The following is a 23,256-nucleotide window of genomic DNA, read 5'->3' as shown; positions in this document are numbered from 1 at the left end:
GCTCCGCGACGCTTCGAGCGAACGGCGTCCAGCGCCGGCGTCGAGCGGGCCGGCGGTCTCCACGCGGTCAGACGGTGTACAGCAGCCTGCCGGTCAGGGGGTCCTGGCCGTAGCGCAGACACAGGTCCGCCAGCACGTCCTCGTGCGTCACGGCCACGTTCATGACCGTGTCGTTGCCGGCGTAGTAGACGAGGACCGTGCCGTCGGCCTCGCGTACCAGGCCGCAGGAGAAGACCACGTTCGGCACGTGGACGTAGTCGGTGTCGGGGACGCGGCAGTCGGCGCGTGACGGAAACAGGATCGGGATGCTCGACACGCGCACCACGCTCGGGTCGTCGAGATCGTGCAGGGCGACGCCGAGCACATACGGATTGCCGTCCATCGTGGTGCGTACGCCGTGGAAGACGTTGAGCCAGCCGTGCGGCGTACGCACCGGCGGCGCACCCGGCCCGATCTTGTCGGAGAAGGCGCTCGGGCCCACGCCCGTACGCAGCACCGGCTCGTCGGCGACCTCCCACGGCCCGGTCCGGAAGTCGTCCGCGTAGCCGATCCTGACCTGCGTGTACATGCCGCCGATGTCGCCCGGACCGACGTCGTTGGGCCGGAACAGCCCGACGTACCGCCCACCGATCCGCTCCGGGAACACAACCACGTTGCGCATGTCCCGATCGAGCATCGGACCGTGCCTGGTGAACGTGGTGAGATCGTCGGTGAGGGCGAGCGACACGCGTACCCGGTTGCGAATCCCGGCGTGGTAGGCGCTGTACGTGACCGCGAACGTGCCCTCGACCGGGTTGATCCGGGCGTCCTCGACGCCGCCGGATTCGGCGTCGACGAGGTGACGCCGGTCGACGCCGTCGATGCACTGGTCCAGCTCGGTCGCCGGCGACAGCACCGGCCGCGGGTGCACGGTCCAGTCCGTGACGCCGTCGGCGCTGACCGCGAGGCCGAGCACGCTGATCCCGCAGCGCAGGTGCGACCGGAACAGCAGCGCCGTCCGGTCCGCGAGTCTCGCCGCGCCCGCGTTGTGCACGGTGACCACCTGAAGGTGCGGCTCACGCCAGACCGCGTTGACCTGGCTCGCGGTGAGGATCGGATTGGCCGGATGCCGCAGGACCGGACGGTCCAGCGACACGGCACCGGTCGTCGCATCGCCGAAGCGAACGTCGCGCGTCGTCACAGCGCCCACGGTCGCACCCGTCCGGCCGTCCCGGGTCACTCGTCGAGGACGACAGCATCAGCCGTTCCCGCACCCGCGGCACCTGCATCGCACGGCGTCAGCGCCGGCGGAGCCACGACAGCAAGCGGCCCGTCGGGGGCTTGGCCTCGCAGGCGCACCGTTGGGACTGGGGTACGCCGGCGAGGACGGCGTCGACGTGGTTGCCGCATCCGGTGTAGGTGGCCTTGCCGCAGGTCTTGCAGGTGGCGCGTTGGCACATGGCAGCTCCTGATCCCGTGAGGACTAGCCGCACAGGCTACTAGGGTGCTCCTCAGCCGCCCATGTGTTCGCCGGTTCCGGGAGCCTGCGGTGTCACTCGAGGGCGTACCGGTCCGACCGTGCGCGGACCGGTACGTGGCGCAGGGTGCGGTGGTGGTCCGGGGCCGCCGGTCCTCGGCGCTGAGGCCGGCCGCCCCGGGCCGTCAGTTGTGCACGTGGGTGCCGTCGTCGGTGGCGGGTGCGGCGGCGGCCGCCGGGGCGGCGGCGGCGTGCTGGTGGTCCATGCCGGGCGGCATGTTCCCGTTCCCGTCCAGCACGTGCAGCATCGTCGACATGCCGGCGTCGGAGTGGAACTGCATGTGGCAGTGCAGCATCCAGTGCCCCGGTCCGACCGATTCGCCGGCGACGACGCTGACCCCGAACGTCTGGGCCGGGCCGAGCACCTTGGTGTCGATGATCGGCACGGAGTCGGCGAGCGGCTGCCCGTTGCTCACCACCCCGGTCCGGGTGTCCGCCCAGGAGTGCCCGTGCAGGTGGAAGGTGTGCATGTCGTTGCCGGCGCCGACCACCACGAACTCGACCCGTTCCCCCATGCGGGCGACCATGCAGGTCGGGCCGGGCTGCGGGTCCACCTCCGCGCAGGTGTCGATGGCCGCGCCGCGACGCAGGTTGATGCTCTGCTGGTTGCCGAACACCACCGTGTAGGTGCGGTCCGGTTTCGGGTCTCCGGGGCGGCGGACCACCAGGCCGCCGAAGAGGCCGGCGGCGAGCCCCTGGGTGCCGTGCGGGCCACCCACCACGTGGTCGTGGTACCACCAGTACCCGGCGGTGCCCTGCGCCCCGGTCTTGGTGTTGCGGGGCTGGGCGTACCAGGTGTAGGTGCGGGAGCCGCCCGGCGGGACGTACGACCCGCTCTGCACCGTGCCGTCGGACTCCTGGGTGTACTTGACCCCGTGTACGTGCAGGGAGACGCCGAGCGGGTGGCTCGGGTTGGTGCGCAGCGCCGCCAGGGTCGCCTCGGGCACCAGGTTGTGCAGGGTGATGGCGAGGCACTCCCCCTCCATCATCTCCATCAGCGGGCCCGGGTAGGACGCCGTCTCCGGGGTGAGGCCGTAGCCGATCCGGGTCTGCGTGCCGTCCTTGGGCAGCTCCACCGCGTACAGCTGGACGCTGCGGTCAGGCTGGGCGCAGCCGTCCGGACGCTCGGCGAACATCCCGGTCTGGGCGGCGGCCAGTCCACCGGCGCCGACCAGGCCGACCAGCATGACCGCCGCGACGACCAGGTACCGTCCGACGGCACGCGGACGCTCGGGGCCGGGCTGCGGCTCCGCCGGCTCGTCCTCGACCAGGCGCCACGCCCTCATCGGGCACCGCGCGGCAGGGTACGGCGATCGATCCTGTTCCTTGCCATGGTGCATTCCCTTCGTTCAACAACAGATGCCGCCCAGGCCGCAGGCGGTCAGCGGGGCGATCCGTTCCGGAGGCTGATGCCGTCGTTCTGCGGGCAGACGTGTCCGCCCGGCCGGTGCGGCACGGGATGAAGACGGCGCACGGGGGTGCGTCAGGCCGGGGAACGGGACGACGCGGGTGCGGCACGCCCGGAGGGAAGCGCGCAGCGAGTGGGGTGCTGTGGTGGTGCTGCGATGACGTCGCGCTGGAGTGGCCGCCGGGATCCCGCGATGCGGGGCGGCACTCGCCCGTCAATGCATAGCCGTCACGGTATCCGCCGCACGTCCCAAAAGAAATAGCCGCGCCATCGAAAGTTCGTTCTGCTTAGACCAAACTTTTGCCCGAGCAAGCAAAAGCCCTCCACTTGGGTAGCGAGTGAAGGGCAGTGCATCTACATCAACAGCGAGGGTCGGGTGGCCGGCGTTACCCGGTCGCGTCAGGCGAGGGTGGTGGGGATGACGGCGTCGACCGCGAGGGGGTTGGCGCCGGGCGCCTTCGTGCAGAAACCTCCGCCTATGAGTGGGAACCGCTGACGGCCCGGTCCAGGGCCCGGTCGAGCACCACGAGCAGCGCGTCGCGCACCGACAGGCGCTCGCGGGCGTCGAACGCGATCACCGGCACGTGGTCGGCGACGGCGAGTGCCCACCGGACGCTCTCCAGGTCGTTGGCGAGCACGCCGTCGAAGGCGTTGACCGCCACCACGAACGGCAGCCCCGACTGCTCGAAGTAGTCCACGGCCGGGAAGCAGTCGTCGAGGCGGGAGCTGTCCACGACGACGAGCGCGCCGAGGGCGCCATGGACGAGGTCGTCCCACATGAACCCGAAGCGTGCCTGGCCGGGCGTGCCGAACAGGTACAGCTTGAGCGTGCGGTCGATCGTCACGCAGCCGAAGTCCATCGCGACGGTGGTGGTCACCTTGTTGACGCGGTGCCCGGGGTTGTCGATGCCGACCCCCGCGGAGGTCATCTCGGCCTCGGTGGTCAGGGGAGGAATCTCGGAGATCGCGGCGACCGTCGTGGTCTTGCCCACGCCGAAGCCACCGGCGACAACGATCTTGACTGGTATGGGTGCTGCGTCAGGAGATCGCACGGAGTCCATGGATTACTCGCAAGATGACGTCGGGACTGTGGACGGGGTCGACCTCGAGCCGGTGGATGTCCAAGAATCCGGCGGCGCACAGGTCGCCGACGAGGATCTTGGTCACGCCGAGATGCAGGTGGGCCTGAGCGGAGATCTCGGCAACCGACACCGGGGACACGCAGGTGGCGAGGATCGCCTGGAGCTCGGTCGGCATGGACCGCGCGGCGTCCGGTGGCGCCCCCGGCCGGATCGTCACCTGCGTCTCCAGGTTCACCGCGGGGTCGTCGCCCTGCACCCGCCCGGCCGTCAGGACGTAGGGCCTCGGGTTGTCCGGTGCGCGGTGCGCAGGGCGGTTCCACGCTGCCGGCGGAGCCGGTGAGACCGGCGCGACCGGTGAACGCAGATACGGCCGGATGCCGGGCGGCTCCTGCCCGGGCGGCACGGTCACCGCTGGACCGCGTTCTTCAACTCGGCGATGAGCTGCGGGGTGAGCGCCGCGCCGGCCCGGCTGGCGAAGAGCGTCATCTCGTAGGCCACCGTGCTCAGGTTGGCCGCGCGGGTCGCGATGACACCGAGGACCGACCCGGCGCTGATGGCGGTGATCAACAGGTAGCCGTCGACCAGGTCGACGATGACCCGGTTGAGCCCGCCGAGGGCGTACGAGGCGGAGGCGCCGCCGGCGAGGCTGGTCATCCCGGAGACGATGGCGGCCAGGCGCTCCGCGTTGGCCCGTTCCTTCGAGGCCGACGCAGCCATCAGCAGGCCGTCCGCGGACACCGCGATGGCCTCCACCACGCCGGCGGTGCCGGACGTGAACGAGTCGAGCAGCCAGTTGAAGGTCTGCACCTCCGTGCTCATCGGTGCGGCGTCGAACGTCCCACCAGAGGTTTGGCGGGCCGTGCTGTCCTGGATGAACGGACTCGTCATTGTGATGATCCTTCTGATCTGACCTCGCGCAGTGCGCGCAGGACGCCGGATTCGAACTGCTCGACAAGGTTCAATGCACTGTCGGGATCGTGGGACGGCTGGCTCTCCACCATGTGGGGCCCCGGTCTCGGGATGGCACCGGGGTCCCGCAACGTGGCACCCGGCACCCGTCTGCTCAGGTTCCGACCGGCGGTGGCCGGCCGCGCCGGCGTTGACTGGAACTGCGGCGTCGGCGGGAGCGGTGGCGTCCGGTCGACCGGGGGTGCTGTGACGTCGTGCTGCGCTCGGCGTACACCATCCTCGAACGCCTCGACGAATGCCTGCGCGCTGCTCGGATCGGGAGGAGCAGCCACGAACTGCGCCGCGGTCGTGGCGGCCTGACTGACGGCCGGCAGCTGCGCCCCCGGCACCCGTCGTCGCAACGCTTGCCCCTGCCCCGATGGTTGCCCCGGCAGCGCAGGGATCTCAGCGGTGGCGGCGGCATCCTGCGGTGCCACGACAGCGGCGATGGCCGGTGGCGGCACGGCGGCGGCGAGCGCGTGCGGCGCGGCGAACGCGTTCCACGGCTGCCGGCCGTCGATCGAGTGGGTGGCCCGGGTGAATGCGTCGATGTCGATGACCGAAGCGATCGCCTCCCGCGGTTGCGGGATCGGCGCGGCCGAACCGTCAAGTAGCTCCCGCCCGACGACGACGGTCGCGGTGACGCCACCGCCGGGCGTCTCGCTCAACGACACCTGCAGCCCGTGCCGACGGGCCAGCCGGCCCACCACGAACAGGCCGAGCACCTCCGTCGGGGCCAGGTCGATGCGCTCGCGGCGCTCCAGCCGGGCGTTCTCGACCGTGAGCCGCTCGGCCGGCATGCCGATGCCGTGATCGACGATCGACACCCGCACGTCGGTCGCGCTCTCGCCGGCGGTGACGGCGACCCGGGTGTGCGGCGGCGAGTTGGAGGTGGCGTTCTCCATCAGCTCGGCCAGCATCAGGACCAGGTCGCTGATGACCGCGGGCGCCAGCATGATCGTGCCGGCGAGCTGCACGTCGACGCGGTCGTACTCCTCGATCTCGCCGAGCGCCAGGCGGACCGCGTCGGCCAGTGCCAGCGGCGCCAGGTGCGGGTTGGTGCCGGTACCGCCGGACAGGACAACCAGGCTGCTGGCGTTGCGGCGCATGCGGCTGGCGACGTGGTCCAGCCGGTACAGCTGCCGCAGCCGGTTGGGCTCCGTCTCGTCGCGCTCCAGCTGGTCGATGAGGCCGAGCTGCCGGCCGACGAGGTTCTGCGTGCGGCGGCCGACGTGACCGAACATCTGCGCGACGTTGCGGCGACTGGCCACCTGCCGCTCGACCAGCTGCGCCGCGGTCTGCTGCACGCGCTCGAAGGTCCGGGCCAGGTCGCCGATCTCGTCCCGGCCGCCGACGGTGATCCGCTCCAGGCGCACCGGCTCGGGCGCGACTGACTCGTCGTCCGCGACCCGGACCAGTTCGTCCTCGGCGACCTGCGCGACGCGGGCGGCGGAGGCGGTCAGCAGGGTCAGCGGCCGCGCGACCGTGCGCGCGATCGCCGTGCTCAGCAGGATGACGAGCAGCAGCAGGACGAGCATGCCGGCGCTGAAACCGTACGCGATGGTGGTCTGCCGCCGCTCCTGGTCGGCCATCGTGGCGGTGACGTCGGTGACGATCCGCTTCTCCACGAAGCGGCCGAGCGCGATGTAGGCCTCCAGCGACGGGAACAGCGCGGCGACCCGCAGGTCGGCGATCGCCCCGGTCGGGTCGGTCTCGACCTTCTCCACGAAACCGCCGCCGACGCGGGAGGCGAACGCAGCCGTGACCAGACCGTACAGATCCACCTGTTCAGGGGTCCCGGAGGCGGTGAACCGGTCCAGGTTCGGCTGCACGGCGGCGGCGTTGGCGAGGTACCTGGCGAGGTCACGCTGGGCGCGGGTGGCGACCATGACGGTGATCAGTGCGGCGCCGGCGCTGTTGCCCTCGTCGACTCGCAGCAGCGCGTCCAGCGCCAGGAGCTGCCGGCCCTCGGCGGTGGTCGCGTCGGCCGCGTCCATCAGCCGCAGCGCGTCGATCAGCCGGCCGATGACCGCGGTGAACTGGGTCAGCACCCCCTCGACGTCGCCGGCACCGGCCACCAGCGAGGCGCGCAGCCCGGCGAGCGACCTCACGTCGTCGATCGCTTCCGCCACCTCCGGTGACAGGTCGCCGGCGTAGTCGAGCTTGAGGTTGGTGACCCGGTCGGTGACCGCCGCCGTCTGCAGCAGCAGCCGCGAACGGCCGACCACCTGGACGAGGTACCCAACCGCCGTCAGCCGCTCCTGCTGCAGGTCCTGGATGAGCGCGCCGACGTCACCGGCGACCCTGGCGGTCCGCGCGGTGTCCGCCGCCCGGCCGGCCTGCCCGACCCGGTCGACCACGACGACGACCGTGAGCAGCACGATCGCGACCAGCGGGGCGATGAGGAGGACCGCGAGCTTGCCGCGGATGCGAAGCCTAGCGAGCACCGGTCGGCTCCCGGCGCCAGGCGGGGACCGCGTCCTCGGCCGGTTGGGGGGCCGGTGGGACGGATGGGTTCGCGACCGGTCGGCGGCGGGGCCGGACGAGCCGCACGGTCAGCGGGACCAGCGCCAGCAGCACCGCCACCGCCAGGGTGACCGCCGCCGTCTGCCGCTGCCGGTCCAGGTCCTCGATCCGGGCGCTGATCAGCAGGTCGAGCTCGTCCAGAATCGTCGCCGCCAGCTCGGACGCGGACGTCTGGACCTCGTTGCGGACGTCCCGCAGCGCCGCGGTGTTCACCGCGGTCCGGCCGTCGACCGGCACCGTCGTCGCGGTCAGCGTCTCCATGCCGCGCCGGAACCGGTCCAGCCGGCTCAGCAGGTTGCCACTGAGCGTCCGGCTGCTGGTGCCGTCGACCGCGGCCTGCAGGCCGGCGGCGAGGTTGTTGGCCGGGTAGGTCACCGCGTCACGGGCGTTGAGCAGGTTGGCGGCCGTGCCCGCCGGGTCGTTGCGGGGCCGCCCGGCGGCGATGACCGCCAGGTCCATGAACCGGCCGGCGGCCACCACGGCCTCGGGCAGCTGCTGCGCCGCGCCTTCCTGCAGGTAGGACGCGTCGATGTCCTGCTCGCGGCTCAGCTGCGAGTTGTCGCGGACCTCCTTGTACAGCGCGAGGAGCAGGTCGGTCGCCTCACCGAAGGTGCTGAACGCCGCGGCGGGGTCGACGACGCTCAGCGCCGCCAGCGCCTCGATCTTGGCGCGCAGCCCGGACCATCGCTCGTGGGTGCGCAGGTCCCCGCCGAGCCGGGCGTCGACCGTAGCGGTGGCCTCGACCACGCGGGTGACCGTGTCCCGCGGGAACGGGCGCCCCGAGACCGCGGCGGACTGCGCATCCGTCAGCGCGATCGTGAGCTGACCGAGGCTGCGGAGGTACTGGATGCCGTTGCGTTCCGACTGGGCGAACCGGGTCCGCTCCCCGACCGAGCCCCAGACCTGGTCGAAGAGGAGCGTAGTCGGCGCCATCAGGGCGAATGCCAGCAGGCAGTGCAAAAGGACGGCGATCAATGAACGGGATCGCGTCGCGTGTTGTGCCATCGTCGGGGCCTCCGGCTGCGTGCCAAGGTGGCGGCCACACGCTGTGACGAGCCGTCGCGGTGCGTTCTGTTGACGGCCCGGCCGTGTGCCGGTCGCAGAGGGTAGACCAAAGTCCCCGGGCCGCCGGGCGATTGAACCGCACAATTTCTCGGTAAAGCGATCCAAATTCGGACCGTGCGGCAGCACTCACGAATAGCGACCGAAAATTGTCCGTTCCCGTACCGCTCTGCGGCCCGGAATACGATTTACGCCCAATGCCGGTGGTGTCGTGGTATCGGGCAGATCTCCTGGTCAGTGCGAATTATCCCGCAAAGGTCACCCCTGATCGACGCAGCGTTTCATCGAAACATCAACAATAAGGAATTATTGTAGTGCCAACCCGATGGGCAGCGGTCCGGCTCGCCGCCGTCTGATCCGACCCGCTGGAGCAGATCGCTGAGCTACCGTCGAGCGGTGGCCTTGGCTGTCTGCCTGCTCTTCGACGGTCGCGCCGAGCGTGCCCTGACGGATCTGTGGGACAGGCTCGAGGACCAGGGCGTCGCGACACTTCGCTCGCACACCCACGGGATGCATCATGCCCATATGTCGTATGTCGTCCTGCTGCGGTGGGATCTCGCCGCCGTCCGCGACACCGTGGCGGGGCTCCCGGACCGAGGCGGCTTCGAGGTCACCTTCGACGCGCTGGGCGCCTTCCGGCGGGGCCGGATCTGCCTCGTTCCCGCCGTGCCGGCGGAACTCGTCGCGCGGCAACAGGGCGTCGTCGAGGCGGTCCGCGCCACGGGTGCGCTGGTGCACGCACACTATGAGATCGACGCGTGGCTGCCACACTGCTCGATCGCCCCGCGCGCCCGATCCGAGCAGTTGCCCATCGTCGCCACCACCGTCTACGGCATCCTCCCTCTCACCGCCCGGATCACCCGCGGTGCGCTCATCGACAGCGCAACCGGGCAGCTGTGGCCGCTGCCGAACGTGCCCTGACCGCCCGACGGATCGTACGATTGCCTGAGTAGCCGGGTGCGACGGCTGGCCTTGACGCCGTTGTCCACGACGCCGAACTGTGAGGCGGCGATGAGCCGGCTGGCTGCGGCCATGAGACGCACGGGTGCGTGGTCGCTCCGCCCCGACACGCCGGCGCGGCAGGTGGCGGGTTGGAGGCTGTGATGGGTGAACGGCCGGCAGCGGGGCATCGGAGCGTTCCGCACACCGCGGACGTGCGGATCGAGGCGTGGGCGCCGTCGCGGGAACGCTGTGTGGTGGAGGCGGTCGCGGCAACGGTGGGCAACTTCGCCGAGGTGTCCGGCGTCGCGCCGACCGCGACCGTTCGGTTCCGGGCCGGACCCGGCCCGGACGCCGACCTGCTGGTCGCGGTCCTCGACGAGGTGATCTATCTGATCGACACCGCTCGCCGGCTTCCGGTCGCGGCGCAGGTGGAGGCCGGTGACGGCAGTCTGGACGTGCGGTTGTCGATGGTCGACGCCGACCGGGTGGAGTTGGTGGGCGCGGTACCGAAGGGGGTCTCGCTGCACGAATTGTGGTTCGGCCGCGAAGGGGCCGACTGGTCGTGCTCGGTGACCATCGACGTGTGAGCGCAACGAAGCGGGTCAGCCTCGGTGCCTCTTCGGCCGGACCGCAGTGGAGGTCGCCGCGCACAGCGATGTTGCCGCCCGCCAGCTGCCGTAGCAGGTCCTGGCACACACCGACCAGCCGGTCGTCTCACCCCTTGACCACGCCGATCGGCACCAGCCGCGCGACCCGCACGCACAGCCCGGCGCCCTGCGCGGCGTCCACGACGGTGTCGATGTCCTTGTACGCCTCCGGTGTCTCCTCGGCCAGGCCGCGCCACGACGCCCCGCGCACCATGATGCCCTCGGCCTGCAGCCGCTCGCGCAGCTCCTTGCCGTGCACCGTCTTGGCTGCCTGATGACGGCTGAGCGCACGGCCGGCGCCGTGGCAGGTCGAGGCGAACGCCGGCGCACCCGGCCGGCCGGTGAGCACATAGGACGCGGTGCCCATGGTGCCGGGGATGAGCACCGGTTGCCCGGCGCCGCGCAGGTCGGCCGGCAGGTCCGGATGGCCAGGTGGCAGCGCCCGGGTGGCACCCTTCCGGTGCACGCACAGCCGCCGCGGCAGCCCGGCCACCTCGTGTGTCTCGATCTTGGCGAGGTTGTGCGAGATGTCGTACACCAAAGCCAGCTCCCGACCGGTGACCCTGCCGAACACGCGTCGGGCCGCCACGGCGAGCAGCTGCCGGTTGGCGCGGGCGTAGTTGGCCGCCGCGGCCATCGCCCCGAGATACGCCTGACCCTCCGGCGACGAGACCGGCGCGCACGCCAGCTGCCGGTCCGGGACGGTGATACCGAACCTGTGCATGGCGCGTTCTATGACGCGCACGTGGTCGGTGCAGATCTGGTGCCCGAGCCCGCGGGACCCGCAGTGGATCATGACGCACACCTGGCCGGCACGCAGCCCGAACGCCTCGGCCGCCGGCTCGTCGTAGACCCGGTCGACGACCTGGACCTCCAGAAAGTGGTTTCCCGACCCGAGGCTGCCCACCTGGCCCAGTCCGCGCTGCACCGCCCGCTCGCTGGCCTGCCCGGGGTCGGCGGCGGCCACCGCGCCACCGTCCTCGCAGCGGTCGAGGTCGCGCTGCACCCCGTGGCCCTGCTGTACCGCGTACCGGGCGCCGCCGGCCAGCACCTCCTGCAGCTGCCGGGCATCGCGCAGTGCCCACACGGCGCGGCGGTTCATGCCGCGGGGAGTCGCCGCGCCGAGGCCGTCCATCAGCGCCCGCAACGCCGGCTCCGCGAGATCCTGGCGGTCGAGGTCGGCGGCGAGCAGCCGCACGCCGCAGGAAATGTCGAACCCGACACCGCCGGGTGAGACCACCCCGCCGGCGGCGACATCAGTGGCGGCGACCCCGCCGATCGGGAACCCGTACCCCCAATGCACGTCGGGCATGGCGTACGACGCGCCCACCACCCCGGGCAGCGTCGCGACGTTGGCCACCTGCTCCAGGGACTTGTCCGCAGCGGGGTCGGGCAGCAGCGCCCGCGAGGCGAACACCACGCCGGGCACCCGCATCTCGCCGTCCCGGTCGATACGGAACCGGTAGTCGGACTCCTGCACCAGCCTCACGCTCACCCCCTGGCCCGCGCGTGCAACGGACTTCCGTTGTCGTTCAGATGCTGTCGATGGGAATGCTGAACCGAAGTGCTGTGCCGCTGCCGACCGGGCTCACGATCTCCATCTGGCCGCCGAGTGCCTCGGTACGGTCCTGCAGGCCGATCAGTCCGGACCCCTTGCCGGTGTTGGCTCCCCCGGTGCCGTTGTCTCGGATCGAGAGCTCAAGGCGTCCGTCACAGGCATCGGCGTCGACACAGACCACGGTCGCCTGGGCGTGTTTGGCGGCGTTCGCGAGTGCTTCGGACACGATGAAGTACGCAGTGACCTCGGCTCGTTCGGGCAACCGCCGGTCGATGTCCAGCGTGAGCTCCACCGGAATCGCGCTGCGGCGGGCAAGCGTCTTGAGCGCCGGGCCCAGCCCACCCTCGGACAGGATCGCCGGATGAATGCCCCGGGAGATCTCCCGCAGGTCCTCGCAGACACCGGTCAGGCCATTCGCGGCGAGTGCCACTTCCTCCCTGATCGTGTCCAAGCCGGGCGGCACTGAGGCTTCCACAGAGCGCAGTCGGAGGCCGAGCGAGATGAGACGTTGCTGTGCGCCGTCGTGCAGGTCACGCTCGAGTCGGTGGCGAGCGTCGTCCGCGGCGGCGACGACGCGGGCCCGGGAGGCGGTGAGCTGTGTACGGCTGTCGGCGTTGGCGATCGCAGTCGCAACCAGCTCGGTGAAGTCGACCAGGCGTGCCTCGGCGGCAGCCGGTATCGGCGTGGGCGACGTGGTCGAAGCGAGGGCCACGCCCCAGAGACGACCTCCGACCACGACCGGAACGCCGACCCCCGAACGGATGCCGAGCTCACGCAAGGTCGCTGCGGTGGGGCCTACGGCCTTGTCATAGCTCACCCGGGCCGAGCGACCGGTGCGCTTGACGATCCCGGATACGCAGTCTCCCTCAAGCAGGATGGACGTTCCGGCCGGCATCTGGGCGAGGTCGGGCTCGTTGCGGCCCGAGACGAGGGTGCCCGTGCCGTCCGGCTCGTAGCGGACGAGACCTGTGTTCTGGGGGCCGCAGATCCGGCACAGCTCCCTCGTCACCGCACCGAAGACCTCGATCGGTGCGGCTCCATGCGCGACCAGGGTGGCCACCCGCCGCATCGCGGCCTGTTCCTCCATCAGCCTGGTGGCCTCTTCACGACTCGCTTTCAGCGAGTTGGTGATCGCCTCGCGGTCGAACTCCGCGAACAGGAGCGACTCCAGCGATGGCACCACCCGTCGCCGTAGGCGCTCCAGCGTCGGTTCGGGGAGGTCCGCCGGGACCAGCAGGGTGCCCAGACACGTCGCGCGGTCGTACAACGGCAACGCAGCCCGCCGCTCGTCCCCGGGAACCGCCCCGAGCTCGATGACCGCGGACCGTAGCGCGAACACCTCCGCGATCCGTTGTGACGCCGGACCAAGGACCGAGCGCAGATCGCCGGCGCGCAACGTCCGGTGGGCCAGCTCGGCGGCGAGGTCGGCCTCCTGCTGTCGCTGCGATGCCTCGGCGGCGCGGGACCGGGCCAGGTCTGCAAGGAAGCTGGTCAACAGCCCGGCCGCAATGAAGACCACAATGCTCTGTATGTCCCGGCGCGCGTTGAAGTGCAACGCCCAGTAGGGCGGAACGTGGAAATAGTTGAAGGCGAGGGCGCTGACCACCGAGGTCACCACGCCGAGTGCGGCGCCCCACAAGGTTGAGACGACCATGACGCCACAGAGGTAGACCACGCTTCTGGCGCCATCTGCGACACCGGCCTTGAGGGGAAACAACAGGGCGGTCTCCGCCACGATGAGTATCACGGCAGCCATCAGCCCGAGCGCGAGCGGTGGCGGCTTCGGACGTAGCAACACTGCCATCAGGCGCGCCCGTATCAACGACGCCCCTCCACCTTGCGACAACACTCGGCGGCTGCGTCTGGCCCTTGACTGCGGCAACGAACCGGGCATTTCTGGTTGGATGTCGTGACGTAACCTCGCGTCACCGCTCCAATGTTAGCCCGGAAGCAGCGACTCGGTCCGTGACGGATATGGCTGCGCTGGGACCGGAGCCGGCCTCTGATCGCCTCGACCGCCCGGCGGGTAGCGGTCGTCCAGCCAGCGCAGCATCCGCTGGCCGGGCAGAAACTGATGGTAGGTGCCATCCAGCAGGCCGACCGCCCGGGCCTCCTCCACATCGATCTTGCGGAGGACACGCGCGCTGTTCTCTGCGGCGCCGAACTCACCGCGGCGGGGCTTCGCCGGCCAGTCAGGCCGATGATAAATCTCCGGATCGCGCGGAAATCGGTCGAGCAACCGCTCGTCGCGGCCGATGATCGGCCACCGCCCGGACTCGATCGAGTCGTCCAACTTGTACATCGGAAACGGCACGACCTTGTCGGTGAATGCCGGCACCCGTGGCACGGGAACGACCGTCTCGAAGAACCCGATCGCCAGACCGAACGCATTCTTGGCGACGATCACACCGATGCGATAACCACCCGCCGGAATCGGCGCAGCCACCACGTCGCCGATCCAAACATCAGCACTCCGACGGTTCAGCACGCGTCGTGCGTCGTCAACATGCAGGAACAGTACTCAGGCCGGCTTTTCCTCGTTACCTGTCGTCGTCAGGTGAGGGTGGCGACCTGGTCGGCGGCGTGGCGGAGCTGGGTGGCGAGGGCCCCGGTGGTGATCTGCTGCATCACCAGGAACGCCGCGGCGAGCCCCGCCAGGGCCCCGGCGAGCGGTCCCGCGTAGCGCGTCAATCCAGCCATTTCGGGTCGTTCGGCGCCCGATTGGACGGCTTGAGGGCAAGAACGATGTTAAACGGGCCACAGGTGGTCGAGGAGGTGCGCGGTGTCGTGGACCTCGCCGAACCTCGGCAGGGTGACGGTGAGCGCGTGGTCGTGCTCCGCCGCGGTCATCCCGCTCATCGCGTCGGCGGCGAAGACGACCTCGAAGCCGTGATCGGCGGCGGCGCGGGCGGTCGACTCGACCCCCATGGTGGTGGCGATCCCCGCCATGACGACGGTGTCGACGCCGCGCTCGCGCAGCCGGTCGGCGAGGCCGGTGCCGTAGAAGGCGCCGATGGTGCGCTTCACGATGACGACGTCGCCGTCCTGCGGCTCCATCTCCGGCACGAAGCCGCTGCCCGGCGGCTGCCCGGTGACGTTCGGCCGCTCGACGCGGACCAGGACGACGGTGCCGCCCGCCTTCCGCGCCGCCGTGGCGAGCTCGGCGGCCCGGGCCACGACGTCCGCGCCGCGGTGCGGGCCCAGCTCCCGCTCGACGACGCGCGGCATCAGGTCCACGACGATCAGGGCGGTGCGCGATGCGGCAGACGTCATGCCCGGAAGCCTATCCGGCGCCGGTGGGCGGCGAAGCCGACCGTGACGAAGGGGTCAGCGGCGGAACGAGGCGGCGATGTCGCGCAGCTCGCCGGCCAGGGTGGCGAGGCTCGCCGCGGAGCGCTGCGCCGAGGCGGCCTCCGTGGTCGTGGCGGAGGCGTTGGCGGCGACGGCGGTCATGGTGTGCGCGATCTGCTGGGATCCGCCGGCCAGGTCGGCGACGTTGCGGGCGGCCTCGATGGTGGCGTTCAGGGCGAGCAGGTTGGTCTGGGCGGCGATCCCGGTGATGGTCTTGACGAGCGCGCCGATCTCGGTGCCGGCCTCGGTGAGCTGGGCGATGGTGCCGGAGGTCGCGACGGCCTCGGTGACGGCGCCGGCCGCAACGGTGGCCGCCTCGCTGGTGCTCCGGGCGATCTCGTCGATGGCGGCCTGCATCTGCTCGGCGGCGGAGGCGAGGCCCGCGACGTGGCCGGAGATGCCGTCGGCGGCGTGCGCGGCGTGGACGGTCTGGTCGCTGGTGGTGGACGCCTGCCCGTCGAGGCGGGCGGACAGGTCGGTGAGCTGCTCGCCGGCGCCGGTGAGGGCCTCGGCCCGCTCGGCGACCTGCAGCACGGCGGTGCGGATGCCGGCGACCGCGGCGTTGAACTCGCGGGACATGTCGGTCGCCTCGTCGTGGCCGTCCTCGGCCAGCACGACGGTGAGGTCGCGGGCGGCGAGCCGGCGCAGGCCGGCCACCATCAGGTCGGCGGGCCGCTTGACGCTCGTGGTGATGACGCCCGCGAGCAGCACCGCGAACGCGACGGCCAGCCCCAGGGCGACCGCGACACCGATGAGCATCGTGCGGTGGTTCTCCGCGGTGACGTCACGGACGTGCGTCGCGGCGGCGTCGGCCCGGGCGGTCACCGACCGCACCAGGTCGTCCGTGGCCTCGAGGATGGCGTAGTACGCGTCGTGGCCGGCGCCGGTGATGAGGGCGTTGGCCTACGCGACGGACGCGGGCGTGTTCTGGCGGAAGAGCGCGACGACCTGGGTGCCGTACGTGAGGAACACGTGAGAGGACGACTGAATCGTCGTACCTTTCGGCAGGTTCCCCGCCCCACGGCAGGGTTCTTGCCGCAGGTCACACCCGTGCTGCGGGGGGACACGACCAAAGGCCGTCCCCGGACGGTGCCGGGGACGGCCTCGGGCCGGGCGGGGTCAGCCGCGCAGGGCCGCCATCCCTGCGGCGCTGATCCTGGCGAACCTCAGCGACTGGCCGGGGTCGCCGTTACCGCCGGGGGCGTTGTCCTGCTCGTAGTTCGAGTTGTGGTAGCCCTTGGCGCCGATGTTGCTGTAGAACCCCTTGTAGTTGATGTCACTGCGGGGGTCGCCGAACGGGATCCACGAGTAGCCGTCGCCCACGCCGGGGGCCTGGCCGGTGGCGTCGCCGTCCTTGGCGTGGAACAGCGCGTACCGCTTGGTCTGCTTGGCGACCTGGGCGGTCGGGTCGAAGATGTCCTCGACGCGCTTGCCCTCCCAGTCGTAGCGCCAGCGGTGCTGGTGCTGAGCGACGTGGGCCCAGTAGACGTCCATCTCGATGACGACCAGGTCGGGGTCGGTGACGTCGAGGTAGTGCTGCATGAGCCGCTTGCCCGACTCGCCGCGGACCTGGATGGGCGCGATCGGCGCACCGGTGATGCGGTCCTGCGTGACGGTGACCAGCGGGCCGTCCTGCAGGAAGTTGTACGCCGGCGAGTGGTTGTGCGTGTACATGTGGATGCCCCACTGCCCCACGCTGATCTCGTTGAGCGCCGACCACTTCTCGCCCGCGAGGGTCCACGGCTCGATGTTGCGGTTGTTGGCGCTCGTCGGGTCGCTGCCCGTGCCCATGAACGGCATGCCGAGGATCGCCGCGAACTCCAGCTCGGCCTGCAGCCGGTTGTAGTCCTGGGCGGTCATCGCGCCGCCGGCGCTGCCCGGGCCGTTCCAGGTGTTCGGGACGAACCCGTGGTTGCCGATCGCCTGCAGGCCGAAGGCGTCGAGGAAGCCACGCAGGGTGCGGGCGTACGCGAGGTAGGCCGCGCGCGCCTCCGGGGTGGTGACGCCGCCCGGCGCCGGGTTCGGCGCGGCGCCGCCCGGGTTCGAGGCGTGCTGGCCGTAGCCGGCGAACTCGATCTGCTTGAAGCCAGCCTTGGCCAGGAACTCGAACAGCTCCAGCCAGCCGCCCGGCAGCGGCACCAGCGGGCCGAGGTCGGTCGGGTCCTTGGGGAAGTTGGGACCGCCCAGGTAGCCCATCGTCGGCGCCACACCCAGCGCGGCGCTCGCCGCGATGCCGATCCGGGTCGGGACGTCACGCTGGCTGTACGTGATGGTGCCGAGCTTGCCGTCGGGGATGAGCCGGCCGTTGGCCGCGCTCGCCGCCATGGGCGAGAAGACGGCGGCCGGGCCGAGCGGGCTGAACGCGGCGGCCGCCGTGAGGCCGGCCCCGGCCAGTAACCGGCGGCGGTTGATCTTTCCGGACATGTGTTGCTCCTTCTGCTGGTAGTGCGTGCCGTTCAGACCGGGGCAGGGTGCGGAGCACTGCGGGGGGTGGCGCACCCCGCCCCGGTGGGTGGTGGAGCTAGGGCGCGCTCACGCCCTGACCGCCGAACTCCACCCAGTTGAGGTTGAAGAAGTTGTTGGTCGGCCCGCCCGCGACGGGACGGAACACCAGGTAGATCCGGTGTGCGCCGCCCGGGTCGGTGATCGGGAAGGTCTGGCTGGCGAACGTGTTGGCGTTCGCGGTGGGCGCGATCGTGACCGTGGTCAGGACCGGTCCGGTGACCGAGTCCAGGCGGACCTCGACGGATCCGGTGCCGGCCGCGCCGCTGCCACCCGACGTGCGGAACGTCAGCGAGTTGATGTTCTTCAGGTCGACCGTGCCGTTGATGGCGATCCAGTCACCGCTGCCGAGGCTGCCGCGTTGCAGGCCGCCGCCGGTGTCGGTGGTCGCCGCCGTGTTGGTGCCGGACTGGTCGACCGCGAACTCGAGCTCCTGCTTCTTCTGCCGGATGGTCGTCTGGTACACCGTGGTCAGCGCCGGGATACCGCCGGGACCGCCCTTGTCCGTGTACGAGGCACTGATCACGCCGAACACGTTGCCGCCGTGCGAGGCGTCCTCGTCGAACGTGGGCAGCGTCCCGGAACAACCGTTGACGGTCGTCTCCGCGTGGCCGTGGCTGTCGTGCCCGAGCACGAACGTCACCTCGACCCGGGAGCAGTCGATCGGGCCGTCCTGCGGGTCGGTGACCGTGACGTTGAACGGGATGGTGTCGCCGAAGGTGAACAGGCCACCCTCGATCGGCACGGTGACCTTGACCGTCGGCGAGGTGTTGCCGACGGTGATCGTCGTGTTCGCCGAGGCGGTCTTGCCGCTGGAGTCCGTGACGGTCAGCCGGGCCGTGTACACACCATTGGTGGTGTAGGTGTACGACGGGTTGGGGTCGACGGAGTCGATCGTGCCGTTGCCGTCGAAGTCCCACGCGAACTTGATGGAGTCCGCCGGGTCCGGGTCGTTCGAGCCCTCGCTGGAGAACGCGACGGTCAGCGGCCCGACGCCGTCGGTCGGGCTGGCCGACAGCTTCGCGACCGGTGCCCGGGTGCCCTTCACGTAGCTGAACTTCACCAGCGCCGCGTCGGGGTTGATGTTGAAGAAGCCGTCACCGTAGGTCAGCAGGTAGAAGTTGCCGTCCTTGCCCCACATCATGTCCATGGGGTTGTCGCACAGGAACGGCCGGGCGGGCGTGGCCGGTCCCGCGCCACAGCTCAGCAGGTCGTTGATCTTGAAGACCTGGTTGGACGAGTCCAGGCGGATCTCCCGCAGGTAGTCGCGGGTGAACTCGCCGAAGAAGATGGACTGGTCGTAGTAGGCCGGGAACTTCGTCGGGTTGGGGTTGTTCGCGTCGTAGTCGTACTTGGCCGCGCCGTGCGGGCCGACGCCGCCGGTGCCGAGCTCCGGGAAGAGCTGCGGGCACTTGCCGGCCGGGCTCTGCATGTAGTACGCCGGGCAGGGCGTGCCGAGCGGGTTGGCCGCGTTGTTGTCCTGGAACGAGTAGTACATGTCCGGCGTCGCGATCGGCGGCGCGTACGTCAGGCCGGTGTTCCACCGGGACGTGTTTGCCGGGCCGCGCTCCGGGTTGTTGCACTCGAACGCCTGCGCCGGGTTGTCCAGCGGCGTCGAGGTGTTGAAGTTCCACCGGTAGTACGGCAGGGACGGCGAGTAGCACAGCGGCCAGCCGTAGTTGGCCGGCTTCCGCACGATCTCCATCCGGCCGGTGCCCGCGGGACCGCGGTTCACCTGCGGCGTCGACGAGTCGGGCGAGTAGTCGGTGACGTAGGCGACGCCGTTCTTGTCCACGGTGATGCGGAACGGGTTGCGGAAGCCCATGGCGTAGATCTCGGGCCGGGTCTTGCCGCCGCCCTCCTCGTTGCCGGTGAACAGGTTGCCGGACGGGATGGTGTACGAGCCGTCACCCTGGACCTTGATGCGCAGGACCTTGCCGCGCAGGTCGTTGGTGTTCATCGCCGAGCGACGGGCGTCGACGTACGGGGCGTTGTACTGCCCGGTCGTGGTCAGCATGTCGTTGAACGGCGCGAAGCCACCGGAGTTGCCGCCACCCGCAGGGGTGTCGTCGCCGGTCACCATCCACAGGTTGTTGTCCTTGTCGAAGGTGATGTCGCCGGCCACGTGGCAGCAGGCCCCGCGGTCGACCGGCACCTTCATGATCTTCTGCTCGGACGCCACGTCGAGGGTCGGGGTCGGCCCGTCGACGAACTTGAACCGGGACAGCTGGAAGTAGCCCTTCCACGGGTCCCAGACGCTCGGGTCCGCGCCGGTGGTCGGCGAGTTCGCCGTCGGCGTCGTCTGCGGGTACGGCGCTTCCTGGGTCAGCGGCGAGTAGTACACGTAGACCCAGTGGTTGTTGGCGAAGTCGTTGTCGATCGCCGGGCCGTACATGCCGTCCTCGCTGGCCATGTACACGGGGATCTGCGCCAGCACGTGGGTGGTGTTGGTCGCCGGGTCGTGCAGGCGGATGCCGCCACGGCGGTCGGTCTGCACGACGCGGCCGTCGGGCAGCACGTCGAAGCCGATCGGCTCGCTGACGTTCGGCGGCGCGGCGACGTAGTCCATCTGGTAGTTGGCCAGCACGGTCGCGCCGCAGTCGCCGTCGGTCATGCCGGCCGCCCACTGGATCGCGCCACCGAGGTGGGCCTGCAGGTCGGGCGTGGAGAAGCTCGCCGGCGTGTCACCCAGACCCGTGTAGAACGAGCGGCCGCCCTGGTAGTCCTTGCACCAGGTGATCGGGTGGTCGAACCCCATCGTGCCGCCGGTGTAGGTGTTCTCGTCGACGGTCGCCAGCACGTGCGAGAAGCCCCGCACGTTGGACGTGAAGTTGTACCACTGATCGGTGCGGTTCCAGTACTCCGGCAGGTTCGCCGACGCCGGGTGCACGCGGTCCGCCACCTTGACCGTGGCCTTCGTGACGCCCGAGGAGCCGGACGCCCTGGTGCCGAGGACATCGGTGAGGAACGGCCAGTCCGGCTCGGTCTCGATCGCCGAGTGGATGCCGACGAAGCCGCCGCCGTCACGGTAGTACGACTCGAACGCGGCCTGCTGCGTCGCGTCGAGCACGTCGCCGTAGGTGTTGAGGAAGACGACCACCCGGAACTGCTTGAGGTGGGGCTCGTCGAACTTCCTGGCGTCGTCGGTCTCCTCGACGGTGAACCGGAGCTTGTTGCCCAGCGCCTTGAGCGCGTTGACGCCTGCCGACGTCGACGGGCTTTTCGCGCCGACCGACTTGGTGAACGCCAGAACCTTGTACTGGATGCCATTGCTGTTCGGTTGAGGCGCGGCGACCGCCGGGGCGGACGCCGACACCGTCCCGACCAACGTGGATGCGACGAGCGCGAGCAGGCCGGCGTACGCAGTGGTGATGCGACGGCCCGGAGCTCTGGTCATGGGACCTCCTCCGCAGGGTGCAGGGCGAACGGACCGTCGGAGGCCGCGGCGGGTGGGCCGCGAGCGGACGGCGTCCGTTCGGGTGACGGGTGTGGTGGTGCAGCACGCCCGGAGGGAGGCGTACGGGGTGTGTGGGTGTAGGTCGAACCGCAGTGGTGTGACCGAGCTGCGCGTCAGTGCTCGCCGGGATCCCGCTCAGCGGGGCGAGCGACTGGCTCGGTCAACCTGTGCCGACACCGTATAACTCGTCTCTGTAAAAAAGAAAGAGCCAATCAAGCAGAAGTTCGGTTTGACAGGTCGTAACTTTTAATCGTGCTTACAAAAGTTCCCTTCGGCCACCAGCCTGTCGGGAGCACTCTCGGCGGTCGTGAGATTGCTCCTGTTCGAAGGAGCGGAACGCGGGCGATTCGCGTTACACGTCGCGCCGACGGGCCGTCGAAACGGTCATGACATGCGGCGGATCGCCATGTGGCACAAGACAATCAGGCTCTGTGCACTGCCACGGACGCGCCAAACCCGGCGGCACCTGCGAATGCGACGTGACGCCAAAAGTTCACTTTCGCTGAGATGAACGAAAGTTGGTTCATAAAACATCGAAGCTCTGGACATCCTGAGCGGAAGGCTCTTAGTGTGTCGGCCACGGGGCAGCACCGTTTCAACGATGTGAACGAGCCGGGGAGGTGGTCCGCTTGCACGTCAGCTCTGACACCCACCGCGCAGCACACGGCAGCCGGCTCGATCGGTGCGTGCACCCGCCGCGATGACCTGGGCACCGTGACCGTCAGGCAGCGCTGACCCCACGGCCGTCCACACGGACGCGCCGCCGGGACCACCGTTGCCATCGACGCATGCACAGGTGCCGGCCACGCACGCGGCGGTACAGAAGCTCTCCGGCGTCGCTGCCCAGAGGGTCCGGCTGTGGGTGCGCTCCACAGCCGGAGGCGGCGAAGTCGGAGTGGTTGGCCGGTGCGGCCGGAGGGACGGGACCCTTCCGGCCGCATCGGAGACCGTTCGTTTGCCTTTCCTGTTCCTGAACCGGAAGGAAGACCATGCCCAGCCAATCCCCGTCCGGCCGAGCCCGCACAGACGCCCGCCGGCACCTGTTACGGTGCCTGGTCGCCGCCGTGCCGGTCGCGTCCATGTCCGTCGGGTCGCTCGTCATCGCCACCCCGGCATGGGCCGCGCCGACGAGCGCGCCGGCCACACTCACCCCGGCCACCCCCAGCGGCACCAACAACTACTACCGCGGCCCGGTCACGCTGAACCTGTCCGCGACCGACGCGGCCAACGGCGTCCAGCGCCTGGAGTACCGGCTCGGCAACACCGCACCGTTCCAGACCGCGGTGTCCGCGACCGGCCCGTTCCCCGCGAGCCTGAGCGGCTCCGTGCAGATCACCCAGCAGGGCACCACCACGGTCGGGTACCGCGCCGTCGGCGGCGACGGCTCGGCCGAGGCCGTCCGCACGATCACGGTCCGGGTCGACACCGTCGCCCCGGTCGTCAGCTGGCCCGGCATTGTCGACGGGAAGGTCGGCCACACCGCCACGCTGATCCCGACCCGGACTGATCCCGCGCCCGCCTCCGGCGGCGTCTTCATCCAGAAGATGTGGATCGACCAGACCGAGACGACCCCGCTGCCGGTGAGCACCTCCACCCTGGCCACCGGAGCGCACACGATCAGCGTGATCGCCAGTGACTCGGCCGGAAACGCGGCGCGGTTCGACCAGACGTTCGTGGTGACCACGTCGTTCGCCGAGCTCGGTACGCTGATCGACGGCTTCGCCGGCAGCGGCGCGATCGGCGCCGACCTCGCGGCCGGCCTGCACGCCAAGCTGACGGAGGCGGCGAGCCTCGCGGAGGCGGGCAACGTCAACCAGGCGAAGCGGGCCCTCAACCAGTTCGTCGCCGCCGCGCAGGACGGATCGAGCTCCGGCGCGGCCCGGGACACGCTCGTCGGCGACGCCCGCTACCTGCAGGACCAGCTCGCCGGGAAGCTGCCGGCCGATCCGCCGACCGGCATGACCGTCACACCGGCCATCGGGCCCAACCCGATCCCGGCGGCGGTTCCGCTCGCGGCCTCGACGAACTTCCCCGGCGCCACGTACCGGGTGCTGTACTTCTCGGCCACCAAGGGCTTCCGGCACGACCACATCGCCGACACCGCCCTGCTCGTCCAGCAGTGGGGTCAGCAGCACGGCTTCGACGTCGACATCTGGGACCCCCGGCTGGCCCCGGCGTCGCTGTCGAGCACGCCGTTCACCTCCGCCGCCGACCTGGCGAAGTACAAGACAATCATCTTCGGCTCCCCGGTGGACGG

Annotated in this window: 17 protein-coding genes and 1 pseudogene; 3 read left to right on the top strand and 15 right to left on the bottom strand. The window is 70.4% G+C overall.

The window, feature by feature from the left end:
* Positions 1-67 precede the first annotated feature (67 nt).
* From AB0J72_RS55645 to AB0J72_RS55615, 7 genes are all read right to left on the bottom strand, one after another.
* Positions 68-1,180, bottom strand: coding sequence for a hypothetical protein (locus AB0J72_RS55645; RefSeq protein WP_363416358.1), 1,113 nt, complete (start codon positions 1,178-1,180; stop codon positions 68-70).
* Positions 1,181-1,641: 461 nt separating this feature from the next.
* Positions 1,642-2,802, bottom strand: a complete 1,161-nt coding sequence (locus AB0J72_RS55640) for a multicopper oxidase domain-containing protein (RefSeq protein ID WP_363416355.1) — start codon at positions 2,800-2,802, stop codon at positions 1,642-1,644.
* Positions 2,803-3,400: 598 nt separating this feature from the next.
* The gene (locus tag AB0J72_RS55635) at positions 3,401-3,985 is read right to left on the bottom strand and encodes an ATP/GTP-binding protein (RefSeq protein WP_363416352.1); all 585 of its coding nucleotides are present in this window, start codon (positions 3,983-3,985) and stop codon (positions 3,401-3,403) included.
* Positions 3,963-4,415 (bottom strand): DUF742 domain-containing protein, encoded by a 453-nt coding sequence (locus AB0J72_RS55630; protein WP_363416349.1) that lies wholly within the window; start codon positions 4,413-4,415, stop codon positions 3,963-3,965. The genes AB0J72_RS55635 and AB0J72_RS55630 overlap by 23 nt, the downstream gene beginning before the upstream one ends.
* Positions 4,412-4,894, bottom strand: coding sequence for a roadblock/LC7 domain-containing protein (locus AB0J72_RS55625; RefSeq protein WP_363416346.1), 483 nt, complete (start codon positions 4,892-4,894; stop codon positions 4,412-4,414). The genes AB0J72_RS55630 and AB0J72_RS55625 overlap by 4 nt, the downstream gene beginning before the upstream one ends.
* Positions 4,891-7,401, bottom strand: coding sequence for a nitrate- and nitrite sensing domain-containing protein (locus tag AB0J72_RS55620; RefSeq protein WP_363416343.1), 2,511 nt, complete (start codon positions 7,399-7,401; stop codon positions 4,891-4,893). The genes AB0J72_RS55625 and AB0J72_RS55620 overlap by 4 nt, the downstream gene beginning before the upstream one ends.
* Positions 7,391-8,413 (bottom strand): hypothetical protein, encoded by a 1,023-nt coding sequence (locus tag AB0J72_RS55615; RefSeq protein WP_363416340.1) that lies wholly within the window; start codon positions 8,411-8,413, stop codon positions 7,391-7,393. Before AB0J72_RS55615 ends, AB0J72_RS55620 begins: the two co-directional genes overlap by 11 nt.
* 525 nt (positions 8,414-8,938) lie before the next feature.
* Here AB0J72_RS55615 and AB0J72_RS55610 point away from each other — a divergent pair.
* Both AB0J72_RS55610 and AB0J72_RS55605 read left to right on the top strand, forming a co-directional pair.
* Positions 8,939-9,463 (top strand): 2'-5' RNA ligase family protein, encoded by a 525-nt coding sequence (locus AB0J72_RS55610; RefSeq protein ID WP_363416337.1) that lies wholly within the window; start codon positions 8,939-8,941, stop codon positions 9,461-9,463.
* A 182-nt stretch (positions 9,464-9,645) separates the two neighbouring features.
* On the top strand, positions 9,646-10,071 hold the full coding sequence (locus AB0J72_RS55605; protein WP_363416335.1) for an archease: 426 nt from the start codon (positions 9,646-9,648) through the stop codon (positions 10,069-10,071).
* A gap of 127 nt (positions 10,072-10,198) precedes the next feature.
* Here AB0J72_RS55605 and AB0J72_RS55600 read toward each other — a convergent pair whose 3' ends face one another.
* The 8 genes from AB0J72_RS55600 to AB0J72_RS55565 form a co-directional block, all read right to left on the bottom strand.
* Positions 10,199-11,620 (bottom strand): RtcB family protein, encoded by a 1,422-nt coding sequence (locus AB0J72_RS55600; protein ID WP_363416332.1) that lies wholly within the window; start codon positions 11,618-11,620, stop codon positions 10,199-10,201.
* Between the two features lie 43 nt (positions 11,621-11,663).
* Complete coding sequence (locus AB0J72_RS55595) at positions 11,664-13,493, bottom strand: DUF4118 domain-containing protein (protein ID WP_363416329.1); 1,830 nt, start codon at positions 13,491-13,493, stop codon at positions 11,664-11,666.
* Positions 13,494-13,628: 135 nt separating this feature from the next.
* Positions 13,629-14,177 (bottom strand): hypothetical protein, encoded by a 549-nt coding sequence (locus AB0J72_RS55590; RefSeq protein ID WP_363416326.1) that lies wholly within the window; start codon positions 14,175-14,177, stop codon positions 13,629-13,631.
* A 65-nt stretch (positions 14,178-14,242) separates the two neighbouring features.
* A complete protein-coding gene (locus AB0J72_RS55585; RefSeq protein WP_363416323.1) occupies positions 14,243-14,389 on the bottom strand; it encodes a hypothetical protein in 147 nt (48 codons plus the stop codon).
* Between the two features lie 48 nt (positions 14,390-14,437).
* A complete protein-coding gene (locus tag AB0J72_RS55580) occupies positions 14,438-14,962 on the bottom strand; it encodes an isochorismatase family protein (protein WP_363416320.1) in 525 nt (174 codons plus the stop codon).
* 54 nt (positions 14,963-15,016) lie between these two features.
* On the bottom strand, positions 15,017-15,874 hold the full coding sequence (locus AB0J72_RS55575; protein WP_363416317.1) for a methyl-accepting chemotaxis protein: 858 nt from the start codon (positions 15,872-15,874) through the stop codon (positions 15,017-15,019).
* A gap of 285 nt (positions 15,875-16,159) precedes the next feature.
* The gene (locus tag AB0J72_RS55570) at positions 16,160-17,464 is read right to left on the bottom strand and encodes a hypothetical protein (protein WP_363416314.1); all 1,305 of its coding nucleotides are present in this window, start codon (positions 17,462-17,464) and stop codon (positions 16,160-16,162) included.
* Positions 17,465-17,561: 97 nt separating this feature from the next.
* Complete coding sequence (locus AB0J72_RS55565; protein WP_363416311.1) at positions 17,562-20,939, bottom strand: ThuA domain-containing protein; 3,378 nt, start codon at positions 20,937-20,939, stop codon at positions 17,562-17,564.
* 1,049 nt (positions 20,940-21,988) lie between these two features.
* Between AB0J72_RS55565 and AB0J72_RS55560 the strand changes: the two are divergent.
* A pseudogene (locus AB0J72_RS55560) lies at positions 21,989-23,256 on the top strand (hypothetical protein); the annotation flags it as partial.

The organism is Dactylosporangium sp. NPDC049742, from assembly GCF_040674675.1.
GTDB lineage: Bacteria > Actinomycetota > Actinomycetes > Mycobacteriales > Micromonosporaceae > Dactylosporangium > Dactylosporangium maewongense.
The sequence above is the reverse complement of the archived record's forward strand: the minus strand, read 5'-3'. Positions and strand labels throughout refer to the sequence as shown.

Excerpts from the sequence above, each read along its gene's own strand:
- AB0J72_RS55580 (WP_363416320.1), bottom strand. The coding sequence starts at position 14,962 with ATGACGTCTGCCGCATCGCGCACCGCCCTGATCGTCGTGGACCTGATG.
- AB0J72_RS55640 (WP_363416355.1), bottom strand. The coding sequence starts at position 2,802 with ATGAGGGCGTGGCGCCTGGTCGAGGACGAGCCGGCGGAGCCGCAGCCC.
- AB0J72_RS55595 (WP_363416329.1), bottom strand. The coding sequence starts at position 13,493 with ATGGCAGTGTTGCTACGTCCGAAGCCGCCACCGCTCGCGCTCGGGCTG.
- AB0J72_RS55570 (WP_363416314.1), bottom strand. The coding sequence starts at position 17,464 with ATGTCCGGAAAGATCAACCGCCGCCGGTTACTGGCCGGGGCCGGCCTC.
- AB0J72_RS55585 (WP_363416323.1), bottom strand. The coding sequence starts at position 14,389 with ATGGCTGGATTGACGCGCTACGCGGGACCGCTCGCCGGGGCCCTGGCG.
- AB0J72_RS55565 (WP_363416311.1), bottom strand. The coding sequence starts at position 20,939 with ATGACCAGAGCTCCGGGCCGTCGCATCACCACTGCGTACGCCGGCCTG.
- AB0J72_RS55615 (WP_363416340.1), bottom strand. The coding sequence starts at position 8,413 with ATGGCGCCGACTACGCTCCTCTTCGACCAGGTCTGGGGCTCGGTCGGG.
- AB0J72_RS55635 (WP_363416352.1), bottom strand. The coding sequence starts at position 3,985 with ATGGACTCCGTGCGATCTCCTGACGCAGCACCCATACCAGTCAAGATC.
- AB0J72_RS55605 (WP_363416335.1), top strand. The coding sequence starts at position 9,646 with ATGGGTGAACGGCCGGCAGCGGGGCATCGGAGCGTTCCGCACACCGCG.
- AB0J72_RS55625 (WP_363416346.1), bottom strand. The coding sequence starts at position 4,894 with ATGACGAGTCCGTTCATCCAGGACAGCACGGCCCGCCAAACCTCTGGT.